The sequence below is a fragment of the Thiohalorhabdus sp. Cl-TMA genome (genome assembly GCF_041821045.1).
Lineage (GTDB): Bacteria > Pseudomonadota > Gammaproteobacteria > Thiohalorhabdales > Thiohalorhabdaceae > Thiohalorhabdus > Thiohalorhabdus methylotropha.
Genome location: NZ_JBGUAW010000005.1, coordinates 114396 through 130648 on the forward strand (window position 1 = coordinate 114396; position 16253 = coordinate 130648).

At 68.7% G+C, this 16253-nt stretch carries 19 protein-coding genes; 16 read left to right on the forward strand and 3 right to left on the reverse strand.

The annotated features are described in order from the left end of the window. Window positions 1-16: 16 nt before the first annotated feature. The 3 genes from ACERLL_RS08360 to ACERLL_RS08370 all read right to left on the reverse strand — a co-directional run bounded on the left by ACERLL_RS08360 (window position 17) and on the right by ACERLL_RS08370 (window position 1430). The gene (locus ACERLL_RS08360; RefSeq protein WP_373655622.1) at window positions 17-283 is read right to left on the reverse strand and encodes a hypothetical protein; all 267 of its coding nucleotides are present in this window, start codon (window positions 281-283) and stop codon (window positions 17-19) included. A 3-nt stretch (window positions 284-286) separates the two neighbouring features. Continuing rightward, window positions 287-520 carry a hypothetical protein gene (locus tag ACERLL_RS08365; RefSeq protein WP_373655623.1) on the reverse strand — a complete coding sequence of 78 codons (234 nt, stop codon included), beginning with the start codon at window positions 518-520 and terminating at the stop codon, window positions 287-289. Window positions 521-629: 109 nt separating this feature from the next. After that, window positions 630-1430 (reverse strand): inositol monophosphatase family protein, encoded by an 801-nt coding sequence (locus ACERLL_RS08370; RefSeq protein ID WP_373655624.1) that lies wholly within the window; start codon window positions 1428-1430, stop codon window positions 630-632. Between the two features lie 105 nt (window positions 1431-1535). Here ACERLL_RS08370 and ACERLL_RS08375 point away from each other — a divergent pair, with 105 nt between their 5' ends. The 16 genes from ACERLL_RS08375 (at window position 1536) to ACERLL_RS08450 (ending at window position 16252) form a co-directional block, all read left to right on the forward strand. Beyond that, window positions 1536-2324 (forward strand): RNA methyltransferase, encoded by a 789-nt coding sequence (locus tag ACERLL_RS08375; protein WP_373655625.1) that lies wholly within the window; start codon window positions 1536-1538, stop codon window positions 2322-2324. Between the two features lie 59 nt (window positions 2325-2383). Continuing rightward, window positions 2384-3193: a serine O-acetyltransferase gene (cysE, locus tag ACERLL_RS08380; RefSeq protein WP_373655626.1), complete on the forward strand. Its 810-nt coding sequence runs from the start codon at window positions 2384-2386 to the stop codon at window positions 3191-3193. A gap of 44 nt (window positions 3194-3237) precedes the next feature. Further along, complete coding sequence (locus ACERLL_RS08385; protein WP_373655627.1) at window positions 3238-3708, forward strand: Rrf2 family transcriptional regulator; 471 nt, start codon at window positions 3238-3240, stop codon at window positions 3706-3708. A gap of 1 nt (window position 3709) precedes the next feature. After that, window positions 3710-4870: a cysteine desulfurase family protein gene (locus ACERLL_RS08390; RefSeq protein WP_373655628.1), complete on the forward strand. Its 1161-nt coding sequence runs from the start codon at window positions 3710-3712 to the stop codon at window positions 4868-4870. 111 nt (window positions 4871-4981) lie between these two features. After that, window positions 4982-5314: a HesB/IscA family protein gene (locus tag ACERLL_RS08395; RefSeq protein WP_373655629.1), complete on the forward strand. Its 333-nt coding sequence runs from the start codon at window positions 4982-4984 to the stop codon at window positions 5312-5314. Between the two features lie 42 nt (window positions 5315-5356). Beyond that, window positions 5357-5563: a Fe-S cluster assembly protein IscX gene (gene iscX / locus ACERLL_RS08400; protein WP_373655630.1), complete on the forward strand. Its 207-nt coding sequence runs from the start codon at window positions 5357-5359 to the stop codon at window positions 5561-5563. A 58-nt stretch (window positions 5564-5621) separates the two neighbouring features. Continuing rightward, window positions 5622-6704: a tRNA 2-thiouridine(34) synthase MnmA gene (mnmA, locus tag ACERLL_RS08405; RefSeq protein WP_373655631.1), complete on the forward strand. Its 1083-nt coding sequence runs from the start codon at window positions 5622-5624 to the stop codon at window positions 6702-6704. Continuing rightward, the gene (gene mtaB / locus ACERLL_RS08410; RefSeq protein ID WP_373655632.1) at window positions 6701-8086 is read left to right on the forward strand and encodes a tRNA (N(6)-L-threonylcarbamoyladenosine(37)-C(2))-methylthiotransferase MtaB; all 1386 of its coding nucleotides are present in this window, start codon (window positions 6701-6703) and stop codon (window positions 8084-8086) included. The genes mnmA and mtaB overlap by 4 nt, the downstream gene beginning before the upstream one ends. A 117-nt stretch (window positions 8087-8203) precedes the next feature. Beyond that, window positions 8204-8635: a nucleoside-diphosphate kinase gene (gene ndk / locus ACERLL_RS08415; protein ID WP_373655633.1), complete on the forward strand. Its 432-nt coding sequence runs from the start codon at window positions 8204-8206 to the stop codon at window positions 8633-8635. Beyond that, on the forward strand, window positions 8632-9741 hold the full coding sequence (gene rlmN, locus ACERLL_RS08420) for a dual-specificity RNA methyltransferase RlmN (protein WP_373655634.1): 1110 nt from the start codon (window positions 8632-8634) through the stop codon (window positions 9739-9741). Before ndk ends, rlmN begins: the two co-directional genes overlap by 4 nt. A gap of 1 nt (window position 9742) precedes the next feature. Then, window positions 9743-10558: a type IV pilus biogenesis/stability protein PilW gene (gene pilW, locus ACERLL_RS08425; RefSeq protein WP_373655635.1), complete on the forward strand. Its 816-nt coding sequence runs from the start codon at window positions 9743-9745 to the stop codon at window positions 10556-10558. 22 nt (window positions 10559-10580) lie between these two features. Continuing rightward, a complete protein-coding gene (locus ACERLL_RS08430) occupies window positions 10581-11828 on the forward strand; it encodes a RodZ domain-containing protein (RefSeq protein ID WP_373655636.1) in 1248 nt (415 codons plus the stop codon). A gap of 96 nt (window positions 11829-11924) precedes the next feature. Further along, window positions 11925-13058, forward strand: a complete 1134-nt coding sequence (gene ispG / locus ACERLL_RS08435) for a flavodoxin-dependent (E)-4-hydroxy-3-methylbut-2-enyl-diphosphate synthase (RefSeq protein WP_373655637.1) — start codon at window positions 11925-11927, stop codon at window positions 13056-13058. Further along, window positions 13058-14314 carry a histidine--tRNA ligase gene (gene hisS, locus ACERLL_RS08440; RefSeq protein WP_373655638.1) on the forward strand — a complete coding sequence of 419 codons (1257 nt, stop codon included), beginning with the start codon at window positions 13058-13060 and terminating at the stop codon, window positions 14312-14314. The genes ispG and hisS overlap by 1 nt, the downstream gene beginning before the upstream one ends. Continuing rightward, entirely contained in the window at window positions 14292-15308 is a 1017-nt protein-coding gene (locus tag ACERLL_RS08445; RefSeq protein WP_373655639.1) for an ABC transporter ATP-binding protein, read from the forward strand. The genes hisS and ACERLL_RS08445 overlap by 23 nt, the downstream gene beginning before the upstream one ends. Continuing rightward, window positions 15305-16252: an ABC transporter ATP-binding protein gene (locus ACERLL_RS08450; protein ID WP_373655640.1), complete on the forward strand. Its 948-nt coding sequence runs from the start codon at window positions 15305-15307 to the stop codon at window positions 16250-16252. Before ACERLL_RS08445 ends, ACERLL_RS08450 begins: the two co-directional genes overlap by 4 nt. Window position 16253: the final 1 nt, after the last annotated feature.

The following is a 16253-nucleotide window of genomic DNA, read 5'->3' on the forward strand; positions in this document are numbered from 1 at the left end:
CCGTTGCAAGGCATGGCTACATGCCGACCACTTCCTGGCGGGTCAGTGTGACCTCCTCGGGCGCGGCGCGGCGGATGTTGTACCAGTGCTGCGGGTATTCCAGGCGATAGTTGGTGGGGTATTCGTAGGGCTCCACGCCCGCTTCTTCCAGGGCCTCGATGAGGTCGTCCGCCTCGCCTTCCATGAGCCCCGCGTGGCTCTTGAGGTCGCTCAGCAGGAAACGGGCCTCCTCGGAATGCACCGCGATCTGGACCTGCTCCTTCCCCTGGTTGACGATGCGCATGGCTCAGTCCTCCACGCTAGGCTGTTTCGGGGCCTGCTCGTTGAATGCGTGCGGCGGCTGGCGGAAATTGTCCCGCATGGCGTATTTGGCCTCCCGCAGCACATAGCCGAGGTCCAGCAGGGAGCGCGACATCTGGGCGGCTTTCCCCATCACCGGGTCGGCCAGGTCCTCGATCTCGTCCTTATCGAAGGTGAGAATATATTCTCCGTGCCCTTCATTGGAGCGTTTCACGTCCATTTGGCTCTCCTGTCGGATGCAGGAATTGCGAGTGGAGCTCGCGTGCAACTGTTTCGATCCACCCCCGACAGTGGAGCTTCCGGGACACCCTTTCAAGGTTGGGGCGCCATCAGCGCCGCTGGTCGGCAGGCACGTGGCTGCGCAGCTCGGAAAGCATGGCGCGGTGGACGCGGGGCGAGGCGGCGAGGATGTTGCCGGAGGTGAAGAAGTCGTCTCCGCCATCGAAGTCCGTTACGATGCCGCCCGCTTCGCGGACGATCAGGGCGCCGGCCGCCACGTCCCAGGGGTTGAGCTTGAACTCCCAGTAGCCGTCGTAGCGTCCGCAGGCCGTATAGGCCAGGTCCAGGGCCGCCGAGCCCCACCGGCGGATACCGCTGGTTTGCCGGATGTAGGAGCGGAAGGTGTCCAGATACGCCTCCATCAGGTGGGGATACCGGAAGGGGAAGCCGGTGGCCAGCAGGGCCCCGTCCAGGCCCCTGCGCTCCGGGACCCGGATGCGCCGCTCGTTGAGCTGGGCCCCGGCGCCCTTGGAAGCCACGAACAGGTCGTTCTTCACCGGGTCGTAGATGACGGCCTGGTCGAGCTTGCCGTCCACCTCCAGGGCGATGGAGACGGCGAAGTGGGGGAGTCCCTGCAGGAAGTTGGTGGTTCCGTCCAGGGGATCGATGATCCAGCGGTAACGGGAGCCCTCGCCGTGGGCCCCGCCCTCCTCGCCGAGGATGGTGTGGTCCGGATAGGCCTTGTGGAGCGCGTTGACGATGGTCTCCTCCGCGGCCTGGTCCACCTGGGTGACGAAGTCGTGGTGGCCCTTGGAGCTTACGGTGAGCTCATCGACGCGATCGAAGGCACGGACGATCAGGTCCCCGGCCGAGCGGGCTGCCCGGACGGCGGTATTCAACATGGGATGCATGGGAGTCCCCTTGGCTGCGAAACGGCCGGCTAACGGTAACCTCCCCCCATACCGCCATGCAACGCGTGGTGGCGGGAATCGGGGGAAGCGGAAAAGGATAGCAGGATGTGCTTGGACAAGGTGGCCATTGTTTTGGTGGAGCCCAGCCATCCCGGAAATATCGGCGCCGCGGCGCGGGCCATGAAGAACATGGGACTGGGCGATCTGCGCCTGGTGCGGCCGCTGCGCTTTCCGGACGCGGAGGCCACGGCGCGTGCCTCCGGGGCCGACGACGTGCTCGCCGCGGCCACGGTGCATGCGGACCTGGAATCGGCCCTGGCGGACGCCGAGTGGGTGGCCGGCACCACCGCTCGGGCCCGGGAGCTCAGCATTCCCGTCCGCGGCCCGCGCGCCGCGCTCGAGGAGCAGTTGGCGCAGGCGGCCGCGGGGCGGCGTACGGTGCTCGTTTTCGGACGCGAGCGCAATGGCCTCACCAACGAGGAGCTGGACCAATGCGACCGCCTGGTGAACATCCCCACGGCGGAGTACAGCAGCCTGAACCTCGCTCAGGCGGTGCAGATCCTGGCCTATGAGGCCCTGCTGGCGGAGCGGGCCGCCTCGGGGGCGGAGCAGGATGCGGATGCCCTGCCCGCGGGCGGACGAGTATTATCGGGCTTGTTCGAGCACCTGGAGCGGGTGGTGCGGGACGTGGGCTTCGTGAACCCCCAGAGTCCCAAGCGCACGGACCGGCGCATGCGGCGGCTCCTGCTGCGGGCCGGACCCAGCGAAACGGAAGTGCATTTCTTTCGCGGTTTCCTGAGCGCCATCGAGAAGCGGATCCACGGCCATCGCCCACGCTCCGGCCGGGAGGAATACAAAAAAATACCCACCGAGGAAAACGGTCGGGATTCTTGACATGCTTACTCGGTCTTAGTAAAAAACCCCATAAACCGAGTAGGTATTAATCGGCGCTTATGTTCCAGTCCCTTACCCGGACGATCCGGGACCATACCGATGCCGTCTTCGAGCGGGATCCGGCCGCGCGGAACCGGTGGGAGGTGCTGACCACCTATCCCGGGGTGCATGCGGTCCTGTGCTATAGGCTCACCCACCGGCTCTGGTGCAGCCGCTGGCGCTGGCTGGCGCGCTTTCTGTCCCATGTGGCCCGGTTCCTGACGGGCATCGAGATCCATCCGGGCGCGGAGATCGGACGGCGGTTCTTCATTGACCACGGCATGGGCGTGGTGATCGGGGAGACCGCCAAGGTGGGCGACGACGTTACCCTGTACCACGGCGTCACCCTGGGTGGAACCACCTGGAAGCGCGAGCGGCGCCACCCGACGCTGGGCGACCGCGTGGTGGTGGGGGCCGGGGCCAAGATCCTGGGCCCTATAGAGGTCGGCAGCGACAGCCGCATCGGCTCCAACGCCGTGGTCATCAAGAACGTCCCGGAGAACGCCGTGGTGGTCGGTGTGCCCGGCCGGGTGGTGAACAAGGACGGCGTACGGACCGGGGAGGGCTTCGCCCCCTATGGCGAGAAGGAGCGCATGCCCGATCCGGTGGCCAAGGCGGTGGAATGCATTTCCGAGCACGTCCACGCGGTGGAGCGGCGCTTGGAAACGCTGGAACATGATCATCGGAGCCCGGTCCCGACGGACGACGAGGAGGTTGAGGGCTGGAACTGCCCTGTGGAAGAGGGGCAAGAGGATCAGGAGCAAGCGGGGGGCGAGGCGTCCCGGACGGCCTCGAGAACGCAAACCGCCCGGCGGACCGGAAACGGCTAGCCGGGCGGGCCAAACAAGGCGAAACAGCCTGCAAGGAGTGGATTGTGCGACTGACGACCAAGGGGCGCTACGCCGTAACGGCCATGGTAGATCTGGCCCTGCATGGCCAGGATGGTCCCGTGGCACTCGCCGATATCGCCGAGCGGCAGATGATCTCCCTGTCCTACCTGGAGCAGCTGTTCGGTCGCCTGCGCCGCACCGGCCTTGTGGAGAGCGTCCGCGGCCCCGGGGGCGGGTACATGCTCGCCCGCGCCATGAACGAAACCACCGTTTCGGACATCATCCTGGCGGTGGACGAGCCCATCTCCGCGACCCAGTGCGGGGGCAACGAAGGCAAGATGTGCAAGGGCACGGAGCATTGCCTGACGCACTGGCTGTGGATGCGGCTCGGCGACCACATCTACGATTTCCTGGCCGCCGTGAGCCTGGATCAGCTGGTGGAGGAGAATCAGGGCCGCACCAGCGTCATGGAAGGCCCGGCGGGCACTCATATCAAGGCCCAGGCCCGGAGCTAAATTGGGCGCCTACCTCGATTACAATGCCACCGCGCCGCCCGACCCCGCGGTCCGGGGGGAGGTGGCCGAGTGCCTCGCCGAGGGATGGGGCAATCCCTCCTCGGTACACGGCTGGGGGCGGCGCGCCCGTTCGCGTCTGGAAACGGCCCGCGAGCGGGTGGCGGCCCTGGCGGGATGCAGTCCGAGGGAGGTGAGCTTTACGGGCGGCGCCACCGAGGCGAACAATGCGGTGCTGAAGGGCTTCGCCTGGCAGGACGGGGGCGCGCGGACGCTGCTGGTGGGCGCCACCGAGCACCCCTCGGTGAGGGAGACCGCCCGGTACCTGGCGGGTCGCGGCTTTCCCGTGGCGGAAGTGGCGGTGGATGGAGAGGGACGCGTTACTCCCGCCGCCCTGCGGGAAGCCCTGGAGGCCCACGGACCCGTGGGGCTGGTCTCGGTGATGTGGGCCAACAACGAGACCGGTGTTCTCCAGCCCGTGGCGGAGCTGGCCGCCGTGTGTGCGGAATACGGCATTCCCCTCCACACCGACGCGGTGCAGGCCGCGGGCAAGATGCCGGTGGATTTCGCCGGCTCCGGCGCGGCGGCCATGAGCCTGTCCGCGCACAAGATCGGCGGTCCGCAGGGAGTGGGCGCGCTGATCCGGGACGCCCGGCGCCTTCCCGTGGACCCGTTCCTGCACGGCGGTGGCCACGAGCGGGAGCGGCGCGCCGGAACCGAGAACGTGGCGGGGATCCTCGGCTTCGGCGTGGCCGCCGGGCTCGCCCGGGAGCGGCTGGAGGCGGCCGGCGCCCATGCCCGCGGCCTGCGTGACCGCCTGGAGGACGGTTTGCGCGGGGCCGGGGTTGGCGTAGAGGTGGTCGGCGACGCCGCCGAGCGCCTCCCCAATACCAGTTGTCTCCTGCTTCCGGACGTGGAGGCGGAGACCCTGCTGATGAACCTGGACCTGTCGGGCTTCGCCGTCTCCAGCGGCTCCGCCTGCGCCAGCGGCAGCCTGGAGCCTTCCCCGGTGCTGCTGGCCATGGGGATCCCGTCGAATCGGGCGCGCGGTTCGCTCCGGGTCAGCACGGGGTGGGCCACCACGGCCGGGGAGGTGGAGGCCTTCCTGGAGACCCTGGTGCCCCAGGTGCGGCGCCTACAGGACCGCGCGGTCCATTCCGCCTGAAGCGGACAGGATTTCGACTTGACGGTCCGGGGTCCAAGCCCCAAATCCTAGTAATCAGGAGGCCCTTCCGGGCCTCCGCAGCCATCCAAGCAAATTGGACGGAGGAGCTCCATGACCGCGTCTCTGAGTATTACCGAACGTGCTGCGGACCAGATCCAGACCCAGCTCGCCAAGCGCGGCAGCGGTATCGGCATCCGGGTCGGCGTCCGCAAGAGCGGCTGCTCCGGCTATATGTACAACCTGGAGTATGTGGACGAGCCCAAGTCCGAGGATCTGGTCTACGAGGCCCACGGCGCCAAGGTGTACGTGGATCCGGAGGTGATGTCCCTGATCGAGGGCACCGAAATGGACTACGTGACCGAAGGGCTGCAATCCATGTTCCGGTTCAACAACCCCAACGTGACCGCGGAGTGCGGCTGCGGGGAAAGCTTCAGCGTCGGGTGATGGGGAGCGGTCGATAGCACCTCGTCCAGAAAGGAGGGTGCCATGAAGTGGACCGACATCCAGGACATCGCGGTGGAACTGGCGGAGACCATGCCTGACGTGGACCCGCAGTACATTACTTATGAAGAGCTGCGCGACCTGGTGACCCAGCTGGAGGGGTTCGACGACGACCCTAACCGGGTGGACGACCAGGAGCTCCAGGCCATTCAGCTCTCCTGGATCGACGAGGCGGCCCAGAACGAGGAGTGAGCCCGCCCGGTCCGCGGATAGAGTGGCCCCGGTGTCCTGGGGAATAGAGGAGGCGATTTTGAGCACAGCAGGCGCACCATCCCGCGTGGTGGTGGCCATGTCCGGTGGCGTGGATTCCTCGGTGACGGCGGCCCTGCTCCAGGAGCAGGGCTTCGATGTTATCGGGGTGACCATGCGGCTGTGGGACGGGCCCGGCAACGAGGGGGGGTGCTGCAGCGTGGACGACGCGGACGACGCCCGCCGGGTGGCCGATCGTCTGGGTATCCCGTTCTACGTCCTTAATTACGCCGAGCCCTTCCGCGAGAAGGTGGTGGACAACTTCGTGAACGAGTACCTGGCGGGCCGGACGCCCAACCCCTGCGCCCGCTGCAACCAGTTCATCAAGTTCGACCGGCTGCTGCAGCAGGTGCGCGACCTGGGTGCCGACTATCTGGCCACCGGCCACTACGCCCGCATCGAGCGGGCCGGAGGCCGCGCCCGGCTGCTCACTGGCCGGGACCTGGAAAAGGACCAGTCCTACTTCCTGTCCGTCATGCCGGCCACGGAGCTGGACTCCATCCTCTTCCCCGTGGGCGGCTACGACAAGGAGCAGGTCCGGGAGCTGGCCGCCCGCTACGACCTGATCACCGCCGACAAGCCGGAGAGCCAGGACATCTGCTTCGTCTCGCGCTCCGCGGCCGAATTCGTGGCCCAGCAGGGCTCCGGGCCGGGCCTGGAGCCCGGGGAGATCGTGGACCGCGCGGGCAATGTGCTTGGCGAGCACAAGGGCGCCGCCTATTACACCGTGGGGCAGCGGCGCGGCCTGAATCTGGCGGTGGGCCGGCCCATGTACGTGGTAGAGGTGGATACGAGCGCCAACCGCGTGGTGGTGGGCGAGGCCGATGCGGTCTACCAGTCGGCCATGGAAGTGGAGGGCCTGAACTGGTTCGGTGAGCCGCTGCCGGCGGAAGGCCGGGAGACCGCGGTGAAGGTCCGCTACGCCGGCAAGCCCGTGCCCGCCCTGGTGGAGCCCGTGGGGGACGGCCGCGCCCGGGTGCGCTTCGCCGAGCCCCTGCGGGCGGTGACGCCGGGCCAGGTGGCCGCCTTCTACAGTGGCGACGAGGTGCTCGGCGGCGGCTGGATCGCGGAGACCGCGGCATGAGCGGCGAGACTGCCCCGCTCAGCTTCGTGGACCCGCACGCCGGAGAGGAGGCCGGGTCGAAGGCGGCTGCCGGCGTGCGCCGCGTGGCTACCACCACCATGGGCTGCAAGGTGAACCAGTTCGAGACCGAGGCCATCCGCCAGGCCCTCCGGGGCGCCGAGTACGAGCTGGTGCCCTTCGAGGCCGAGGCCGACCTCTACCTGGTGAATACCTGCACCGTCACCAGCGAGGCGGACCGCCAGGCCCGCCAGCTGGTGCGCCGCGCTCTGCGCCGCAATCCTGAGGCCTTCATGGTGGTGGCGGGCTGCTACGCCCAGCGCGATCCGGAGGCGGTGGCGGCCATCCCCGGCGTGGATCTGGTGCTCGGCAACGGCGAGAAGGTGGATGTCCACGGCCTGATCCCCGACCTGGAGGCCGGTGAGCTGCCGCAGGTGATGGTGGGCGACCCGGACGAGGCCAGCGCCGTGCCCGAGGGCCTGCTGACCCGCTTCGAGTCCCGCACCCGGGGCTTCCTCCAGGTGCAGCAGGGCTGCGACCAGTCCTGCACCTTCTGCATCATATCCTCGGTGCGCGGCGGCAACCGCTCCGTGCCCGTGCGCCACGTGGTCCGGCAGGTGGACCGCTGGGCGCAGGTTGGCACCCGAGAGTTCGTGGTCACCGGGGTGGACGTGGGCTCCTACGGTGCCGACCTGGAGGGCGGTGCCGACCTGGCGGGCCTGCTCGCCGCCGTGGCCGAGCGGGAAGGGGACTTCCGGCTGCGGCTGTCGTCGCTGGACCCCAGCCACATCACCGACGAGCTGATCGGGCTGTTCCGGGAGGAGCCCAAGCTCTGCCCGCACGTGCACCTGTCCCTGCAGCACGGCGACGCCAAGGTGCTCAAGCAGATGAAGCGGCGCTACGGGCCCTCGCTGGTGCGCGAGCGCATGGCCGCCCTGCGCGAGGCGGCGCCGGATCTGGTGCTGTCGGCGGACGTGCTGGTGGGCTTCCCCACCGAGACGGAGGCGGCCTTCGAGGCAGCCCTGGCGCTGGTGGACGAGCTGGAGATCGCCTACCCGCACGTCTTCCCCTTCTCGCCCCGGCCGGAGACCCCCGGCGGACGCATCCCCGAAAAGAAGCAGGTGCCGCCGCAGGAGCGCAAGGCACGGGCGGCGCGCATGCGCGAGCTGGGCGCACAGATCCGTCAGCGGGTGCTCGAGCGGGCCGCGGGGAAGCCGCAGCGCGTGCTGGTGGAGGAGCCCGACCGCCACCACCCCGGCTGGATGCGCGGGCGGGCGGCCACCTACCTGCCGGTCCGGATTCCGGAAGGCTGGGTCGAGCCCGGGGAGTTCGTCGAATGCGTGCCGGAGCAGGTGGAGGAGGAAACGCTGGTGGCCCGGCGCTGACCCCACCGCGGAATGCCGGGGCGCCGAATTGCCCGGTCCCCGTGCCAGTGATAGGCTTGGCGCCTTCATTGAATCTCCAGCCGAAATTGAACGAATACCGAACGGGAGCAGGCAGGCATGGCCATCGAGCAGACCCTTTCCATCATCAAGCCGGACGCCGTGGGCAAGAACGTGATCGGCGAGATCCTGTCTCGCTTCGAAAAGAACGGCCTGCGCGTCAAGGCCATGAAGATGGTCCGCCTGACCACCGAGCAGGCCAGGGCCTTCTATGCCGTCCATGCCGACAAGCCGTTCTATAATGATCTGGTGGAGTTCATGACCTCCGGCCCGGTGGTGGTCTCCGTGCTCGAGGGCGAGAATGCCATCGCCAAGAACCGCGAGCTCATGGGCGCCACCAACCCCAAGGAAGCCGAAGCCGGCACTATCCGGGCCGACTACGCCACCAGCATCGACGCCAACGCGGTGCACGGCTCCGATGCGCCGGAGACGGCGGTTCAGGAAGTGGCCTTCTTCTTCAACAACCTGGAAGTGTTCGACCGCGACGCATGACCGCTACGGAAACCGTCAAACGGAGCCCGTCCCGGCGGCCCCCCGCCGGGGGCCCCGTGGATCTTGCCGGGCTCGACCGCGCCGGCCTGGAGGCCTTCTTCACCGAGCTGGGGGAGAAGCGCTTCCGGGCCCGGCAGGTTATGCAGTGGCTCCATCAGCGTGGCGTCTCCGATTTCGAGGCCATGACGGACCTCGGCAAGAACCTACGCGCCCGACTGGCCGAGCAGGCCCGGGTGCTGGAGCCCGAGGTGCTGTCCGAGCAGCGCTCCAGCGACGGCACCATCAAGTGGCTGCTGGGCCTGGAGGACGGCAATGCCGTGGAAACGGTCTTCATCCCGGATGACGACCGGGGCACCCTGTGCATCTCCTCACAGGCCGGCTGCCCGCTGGACTGCAAGTTCTGCGCGACCGGTTACGGCGGCTTCAAGCGGAATCTGGCCACCGGCGAGATCATCGCCCAGGTGCGTCATGCCCGCTCTGTGGTCGGCGATCGGCTGACCAATATCGTGTTCATGGGCATGGGCGAGCCCCTGCTCAACTACGATGCGGTGCTGCGCACCATCCACCTTCTCATGGACGACTACGCCTTCGGCCTTAGCCGCCGGCGGATTACCGTGTCCACGGTGGGCGTGGTTCCCAAGATCACGGAGCTGGGCCAGGACACCCCGGTAAACCTGGCCATCTCGCTGCACGGCGTGACCGACGAGGTCCGGGACTACATCGTGCCCATCAACCGCACCTACCCGCTGGAGCGGCTGCTGCAGGCCTGCCGGGACTACCCGCTGCCGCCGAACCGACGCATCACCTTCGAGTACGTCATGCTCGACGGGGTGAACGACTCGCCGGAGGAGGCCCGCATGCTGGCCGACCGGCTCGCGGGGATTCCCGCCAAGGTGAACCTGATTCCCTTCAATCCGTTCCCGCAGGCGGAGTTCCGGCGCTCCCCGCAGAAGACCATCGACCGCTTCCGGGATATCCTGCTGGAGCGGGGCATGGTGGCGGTCACGCGCACCCCCCGCGGCGAGGATATCGACGCGGCGTGCGGGCAGCTCCAGGGACAGGCCCGCGCCCGCGAGCAGCAGCCCGGTGGAACCGAGGGGCCATGACGTGAACCGACTCGCGGCGCGAGCAGCTACCTTCCCCGTCCTCTTCTGCCTGTTCCCATTGCTGCTATCCGCCTGCGCCACCACCTCCTCCCCGGAGGGGTCCGCTCAGGGAAGCGCCCAGGATCGCAGCGAGATCTATCTGGACCTGGGGATCGCCTATCTGCGGCAGGGCCAGCCCCGCCAAGCGCTCCGCAAGCTGGAAAAGGCCCGCTCCCTCAATGACGAGGACGCCCGCGTCTACAATGGGCTGGCGCTTACCTATCAGGAGCTCGGCTTCGACGACAAGGCGGAGGAGGCCTTCGAGGAGGCCATCGACATCGCTCCCGAGGACCCCCAGGTCCGCAACAATTACGGCGCGTTCCTGGCCGGGCTGGGCGCCTATGACCGGGCCCGGGACCAGTTCGAGGTGGCGCTCGCGGATCCGCTGTATTCCAGTCCCGAAAATGCGTACTACAATCTCGCCTGGCTGGCAAAGCGCAAGGGAGAGCCCGACCGGGCCGAGGGAATGCTGCGCACCGCCTTGCGCCTGCGCTCCGATTATCCGGCGGCGCGGCTGGCCTTGGCCCAGCTACTCCGTGAGCAGGGGGAGCCGGAGAAGGCGCGGAAGGCGCTCGGCAAGCTCCTGGATCAGCATCCCGAGCATCTCCAGGGGCACCTGGAGGCCGGCGAGCTGGCCCGGCAGCTCGGCAACCGGGAGCAGTCCGTGAAGCACTTCGAGCGGGTTCTCGAGCTGGCGCCGGACAGCGGCGCGGCGGAAAAGGCCCGGACCAACCTGGAGCGCATGGGTGCCGTGGATGCGCAGGCGCTTCGGCCGTAAAAGGGGATAAGGAGACGGAATGGTGAGCGAGGAACCGCAGCAGGAAACGATTGGGGTCGGCAAGCAGTTGCGCCGGGCCCGGGAGGCCATGGGCCGCTCCCATTCCGATATGGCCGAGGAGCTCCGTCTTACTGTCGAGCAGATCCAGGCTCTGGAAGACGAGGATTTCTTCAAGCTGCCGGGCGAGGCGTACATCCGCGGCTACCTGCGCAACTACGCGGCCGCGGTCGGCCTCTCCCCCGACTCCCTGATCCGTGCCTATGAGGGCCAGCAGGCGGGGGAGGACGTTCCGCAAGTAGAGGAGGACTCGCCGCTTATCCCCGAGCCCGAGCGGCCGCTGATCGAGCACCCGTGGCGGGTGGCCTCCATCAGCCTGGCGCTATTGCTGGCGGTGGGCGGTGCCACCTTCTGGTTCGTGGGTGACGGCGGCATGCCGTCCTCCCCGGGCAATCTGGCCAGTAACGAGAGCACGCCGGAGCCGGAGGCGGATCCGGCCGAGGGCGGCGAAGAGGAGCCCGCTTCGGATAAGACGGCAAGCTCGGGCGGGTCCGCCGGGAAAGCGGAGGACGCGTCCTCCGGTAAGGGCAGCGGGAAGGAAGAAGAGCAGACCGGTGATTCCTCCGACGGTAGGGAGGAGGAACCGGCTTCCAATACGGACGAAGCCCTGGCGGCATCGGGGCAGCCCGGGGTGCCGGAGGAGGCCATGCCCCCTGCCGGGCCCGAGGCGCCGCAGGAGCCCGCCGCTTCCGCCGAGACCGCTTCCCGGCAAACGGATTCGCGTTTCCGGCGCCTGCGCACCGAGACCCCGGAGCGGCCCCGGCTGCCCAAAGATATGCAGGTTCTGCGGATCCATACCTGGGGCAAGTCCTGGATGCAGGTCAAGGATGCCAAGGACAATCTGCTCCTGCGTCGCCTCGTGAAGGCCGATCAGGACTTACGTCTGTACGGCAAGGCCCCTTTCCGGTTAAAGGTGGGCAATGCGGCCGGGGTACAGCTGTACTTCGACGGCAAGCCCTTGGCTCCCCTGGGAGAGCCCGGACAGGTGGTACACGTGCGGGTTGATGCCTCGGCGCGTACCATTCCGGAGTCCGAGGTGGCCCCGCCGCCGAACCTGGGCGAATCGGAAGCGGACAAGAAGGCCGATTCCGGGGAAAGCACGAGCGACGGCGGATCCGACTCTGCCGCCGGTGGGAACGGCGGCGCCCCGGAATCGCCGGCGTCCGCCGACACGAGCACGGCCGATGAGCCGGAATCGGCCCGATCCCAATAGGCCCGAGCCCGGCCCGAGATCCGATCGTCCCTGAAATTTCGCGAGCGCCGAGCGTAAACCGCTCCGGACCCGCCGTTCGGAGAAGGAGTTATAGGTATGTGGGGGATTCATCGCAGGAAGACGCGGCAGATCCACGTCGGATCGGTGCCCATCGGCGGGGATGCACCCATCGCGGTGCAGACCATGACCAATACCAATACCTGCGACGTGGAGGCCACGGTCGGGCAGATCCAGCAGGTGGCCCAGGCCGGGGCGGACATCGTCCGCGTCTCGGTACCGGATAAGGACGCCGCGGAAGCCTTCGGCAAGATCCGCGCCCGCGTCCCGGACATCCCCCTTGTTGCCGACATTCATTTCGACTACCGCATCGCCCTCAAGGTGGCGGACATGGGCGTGGACTGCCTGCGCATCAATCCGGGCAATATCGGCAAGCGGGACCGCGTGGCCGCGGTCGTGGACGCCGCCAAGCACAACGGCATCCCGATCCGGGTGGGCGTCAACGCGGGCTCCCTGGAGAAGCACCTCCTGGAGAAGTACAGCGAGCCCAACGCCGAGGCCATGGCGGAATCGGCGCTGCGCCACCTGGAGATCCTGGAGTCCCACGACTTCTACGACACCAAGATCAGCCTCAAGGCCTCGGACGTGTTCCTGGCCGTGGAGGCCTACCGCAAGCTGGCCACCCAGGTGGACTATCCCTTCCACCTCGGCATCACCGAGGCCGGCAGCCTGCGCATGGGCACGGTGCGCTCCTCTGTGGGCCTGGGCATGCTCCTGGCCGACGGCATCGGCGACACCCTGCGCGTGTCCCTGGCTGCCGACCCGGTGGAAGAGGTCAAGGTGGGCTTCGACATCCTCAAGAGCCTGCACCTGCGCCACCGCGGCGTGAACATCATCGCCTGCCCGAGCTGCTCGCGGCAGGAGTTCAATGTCATCGATACCGTCAACGAGCTGGAGGCGCGGCTGGAGGACGTCAACGAGAACCTCAACGTCTCCATCATCGGCTGCGTGGTGAACGGCGTGGGCGAGGCCAAGGAGGCTGACGTGGGCGTCACCGGCGGCGGCAAGAACCTCGTCTACATCGACGGCGAGCCCAGCTACAAGGTGGACAACGAGACCCTCATCGACCGCGTGGAGCGCTCCGTGCGCGATTACGTGGCCAAGCAGAAGCAGGAGGCCGATGCCTCCGCCACCCAGGAGTCCGGCGGGTCGGCCATGGAGGGCAGCGCCTAGTGGCCGAGAAGATCCGTCCCGTCCGCGGGATGAATGACATCCTGCCGGAGGAAGCCGCGGGCTGGCAGTACCTGGAAGGCGAGGCCCGGCGCGTCCTGGAGTCCTACGGCTACCGGGAGATCCGCTTCCCGCACGTGGAGCGCCTGGAGCTGTTCGCCCGCTCCATCGGCGAGGACACCGACATCGTCGAGAAGGAGATGTACACCTTCGAGGACACGGGCGGCGACGTGCTCGCCCTGCGGCCCGAAGGCACGGCTGGCTGCGTGCGGGCCGGCATCACCAACGGCCTGTTCCGCGGCCAGACCCACCGGCTGTACTACCTGGGCCCCATGTTCCGCCACGAGCGCCCCCAGAAGGGCCGCTACCGGCAGTTCCATCAGGTGGGCGTGGAGGCCTTCGGCCCGGCCACGCCCGACCTGGACGTGGAGCAGATCCTCATGGCCCGCCGGCTGCTTCAGGACCTGGGCGTGGAGGGCCTGACCCTGCACCTCAACTCCCTGGGCAAGCCGGAGGACCGCCGGGTGTACCGCGAGGAGCTGGTGGGCTTCCTGGAGGCGCGCCGGGACAGCCTGTGCGAGACCTGCCGGGAGCGCATCCAGCGCAGCCCCATGCGGGTCCTGGACTGCAAGGTGCCCACCTGCCAGGAGGCGGTGGCCGGTGCCCCGGAGATCACTGATTTCCTGGGCGAGGAGAGCCAGGCCCACTTCGACCGCCTGCGCGAGCTGCTGGAGGCGGCGGGCATCGACTACGAGCACAATCCCCGGCTGGTGCGGGGCCTGGACTACTACACGGATACGGTCTACGAGTGGACCAGCGATCAGCTCGGCTCCCAGGCCACCGTGGTGGCCGGCGGCCGCTACGACGGTCTGGTGGAGGAGATCGGCGGCCCCGCCACCCCGGCGGTGGGCTTCGCCCTCGGCATCGAGCGGCTGCTGGCCCTGGTGGATCCGCAGCGGGTTCCGGAGCGCCATCCGACGGTCTTCATCGCCCCCCTGGACGGGTCCGCGGAGCCGGGGGCCATGGCCCTGGCCGAATCGCTGCGCGACCGGGGCATCTCCGCTTGGTTCCATTGCGGCGGCGGCAGCCTGAAGAGCCAGCTCAAGAAAGCGGACCGCTCCGGCGCGCGTCTGGCGCTGATTCTCGGCGGACAGGAGCAGGCCGAGGGTAAGGTGCTGGTGCGCGATCTCGCCTCCGGGGAGCAGGAGCCCCTGGCGCGGGAGGAGGTGGAGGATTATGTCGCCCGCCAAGGCGGCTAGCGCGGCGCGCAGGGGGGACCCGGTCCTCGCCCTGGATGGGCTGACGGTGAGCCTGGGCGCCGAGGGCCGCCGCATTCCCGTGGATGGTGTCTCCCTGGAGCTGAAGGCCGGTGAGACCCTGTGCGTGGTGGGCGAATCCGGCTGCGGCAAGTCCATGACCGCCCTGGCCTGCATGGGGCTGCTTCCGGAAGTGGCGCGGGTCCGCGCCGGCCAGATCCGCTTCCAGGGCCGGGACCTCGTGGGGGCGGGCGCCAAGGACTGGCGCCGGCTGCGGGGCGAGGCCATGGCCATGATCTTCCAGGAGCCCATGACCAGCCTGAACCCGGTGTTCAGGGTGGGCCGCCAGATCGCCGAGTCCCTGCAGGTCCACCGCGACCTGGGACGGCGCGAGGCCCTGCACCGCGCCACCGAGCTCCTGGAGCAGGTGGGCATCCCCGATCCCGGGGAGCGGCTGCGGGCCTATCCCGACGAGCTCTCCGGCGGCCAGCGCCAGCGCGTCATGATCGCCATGGCGCTGGCCTGCGATCCAACGCTGCTGATCGCCGACGAGCCCACCACCGCCCTGGACGTGACCATCCAGGCGCATATCCTGGAGCTGCTGGCCGACCTCCAGCGCAGTCGGGGCATGGGGCTCCTGTTCATCACCCATGACTTCGGCGTGGCCGAGGAGATCGCCGACCGGATCGCCGTCATGTACGCCGGCCAGATCGTCGAGTACGGTCCCGCCGACAAGGTGCTGAACGCGCCCCGGCACCCCTATACCGCCGGGCTCATGGAGGCCATTCCGGGCCGCGAGACCGGCCACGAGCGCCTACCCGCTCTGGCGGGCAAGGTGCCCGAGCTGGGGCACTGGCCGGCCCATTGCCGGTTCGCCGACCGCTGTCCCATGGTTCGCGAGCGCTGCCGCTACTCCGCCGTGCCGCTGGAGAGCCGCGGCGATCATGTCAGCCGCTGCCTCTTCCCGGACGAGGTGAGCGCGAGGATCTGGCATTGACGGATCTGCTGGAGCTGGACGGGCTGTCCAAGTCCTTCACGCAGCGCGGCCCCTGGGGCCGGGGCGGCTCCACCTTCTGGGCCGTGCAGGACGTGCGGCTTACCGTGGCGCCCGGCGAGACCGTGGGGCTGGTGGGAGAGTCGGGCTGCGGCAAGTCGACCCTGGCCCGCATGGCCCTGCGGCTCATGGAGCCCGACGGCGGCACCATCCGTTTCGACGGCAGCGACATCACGCGGGCCAAGCGGGCCAGCCTGCAGCGGGTCCGCCGGGACATGCAGATCGTCTTCCAGGATCCCTACGCGAGCCTCAACCCGCGCATGCGGGTGGGCCGGATCGTGGAGGAAGGTCTGAAGATCCACGGGCTCGGCGACCGGGACGAGCGGCAGCGACGTGTGGCTGAGGTGCTGGAGCGCTGCGGCCTCGGCGGGGACGCGGCCGGCAAGTTCCCGCACCAGTTCTCCGGCGGCCAGCGCCAGCGCATCGGTATCGCCCGTGCGCTGGTCATGGAGCCGCGTCTGATCGTCTGCGACGAGCCGGTTTCTGCCCTGGATGTCTCCATCCAGGCCCAGATCCTGAATCTGCTGAAGGATCTGCAGCGCGACTACGGCCTCGCCTACCTGTTCATCAGCCACGATCTGAGGGTGGTCCGCTACCTGAGCGACCGGGTGGTGGTGATGTACGGGGGCCGGGTGGTGGAGGAGGGGCCCGCCGAGCGCCTGTTCGAGCGCCCCGCGCACCCGTACACTCGGGGGCTGCTGGCCGCGGTGCCCGGGGCGCACCGCGAGCGGGAGCGCCGCATTCCCGCCGGCGCGGTCCGGGAGCAGGAGGGCGAATGCCCGTTCTACAGCCGCTGCCCCGAGGCCGAGCCCGCCTGCGCCGAATGGCCCTTCCAGGGATACGACCTGGGCCGGGGCCAGGTGGCCGCCTGCCGCCGCGCCCGGTGAT

Excerpts from the sequence above, each read along its gene's own strand:
- ACERLL_RS08360 (WP_373655622.1), bottom strand. The coding sequence starts at position 283 with ATGCGCATCGTCAACCAGGGGAAGGAGCAGGTCCAGATCGCGGTGCAT.
- ACERLL_RS08365 (WP_373655623.1), bottom strand. The coding sequence starts at position 520 with ATGGACGTGAAACGCTCCAATGAAGGGCACGGAGAATATATTCTCACC.
- ACERLL_RS08370 (WP_373655624.1), bottom strand. The coding sequence starts at position 1,430 with ATGCATCCCATGTTGAATACCGCCGTCCGGGCAGCCCGCTCGGCCGGG.
- ACERLL_RS08375 (WP_373655625.1), top strand. The coding sequence starts at position 1,536 with ATGTGCTTGGACAAGGTGGCCATTGTTTTGGTGGAGCCCAGCCATCCC.
- cysE (WP_373655626.1), top strand. The coding sequence starts at position 2,384 with ATGTTCCAGTCCCTTACCCGGACGATCCGGGACCATACCGATGCCGTC.
- ACERLL_RS08395 (WP_373655629.1), top strand. The coding sequence starts at position 4,982 with ATGACCGCGTCTCTGAGTATTACCGAACGTGCTGCGGACCAGATCCAG.
- iscX (WP_373655630.1), top strand. The coding sequence starts at position 5,357 with ATGAAGTGGACCGACATCCAGGACATCGCGGTGGAACTGGCGGAGACC.
- mtaB (WP_373655632.1), top strand. The coding sequence starts at position 6,701 with ATGAGCGGCGAGACTGCCCCGCTCAGCTTCGTGGACCCGCACGCCGGA.
- ndk (WP_373655633.1), top strand. The coding sequence starts at position 8,204 with ATGGCCATCGAGCAGACCCTTTCCATCATCAAGCCGGACGCCGTGGGC.
- rlmN (WP_373655634.1), top strand. The coding sequence starts at position 8,632 with ATGACCGCTACGGAAACCGTCAAACGGAGCCCGTCCCGGCGGCCCCCC.
- ispG (WP_373655637.1), top strand. The coding sequence starts at position 11,925 with ATGTGGGGGATTCATCGCAGGAAGACGCGGCAGATCCACGTCGGATCG.
- ACERLL_RS08445 (WP_373655639.1), top strand. The coding sequence starts at position 14,292 with ATGTCGCCCGCCAAGGCGGCTAGCGCGGCGCGCAGGGGGGACCCGGTC.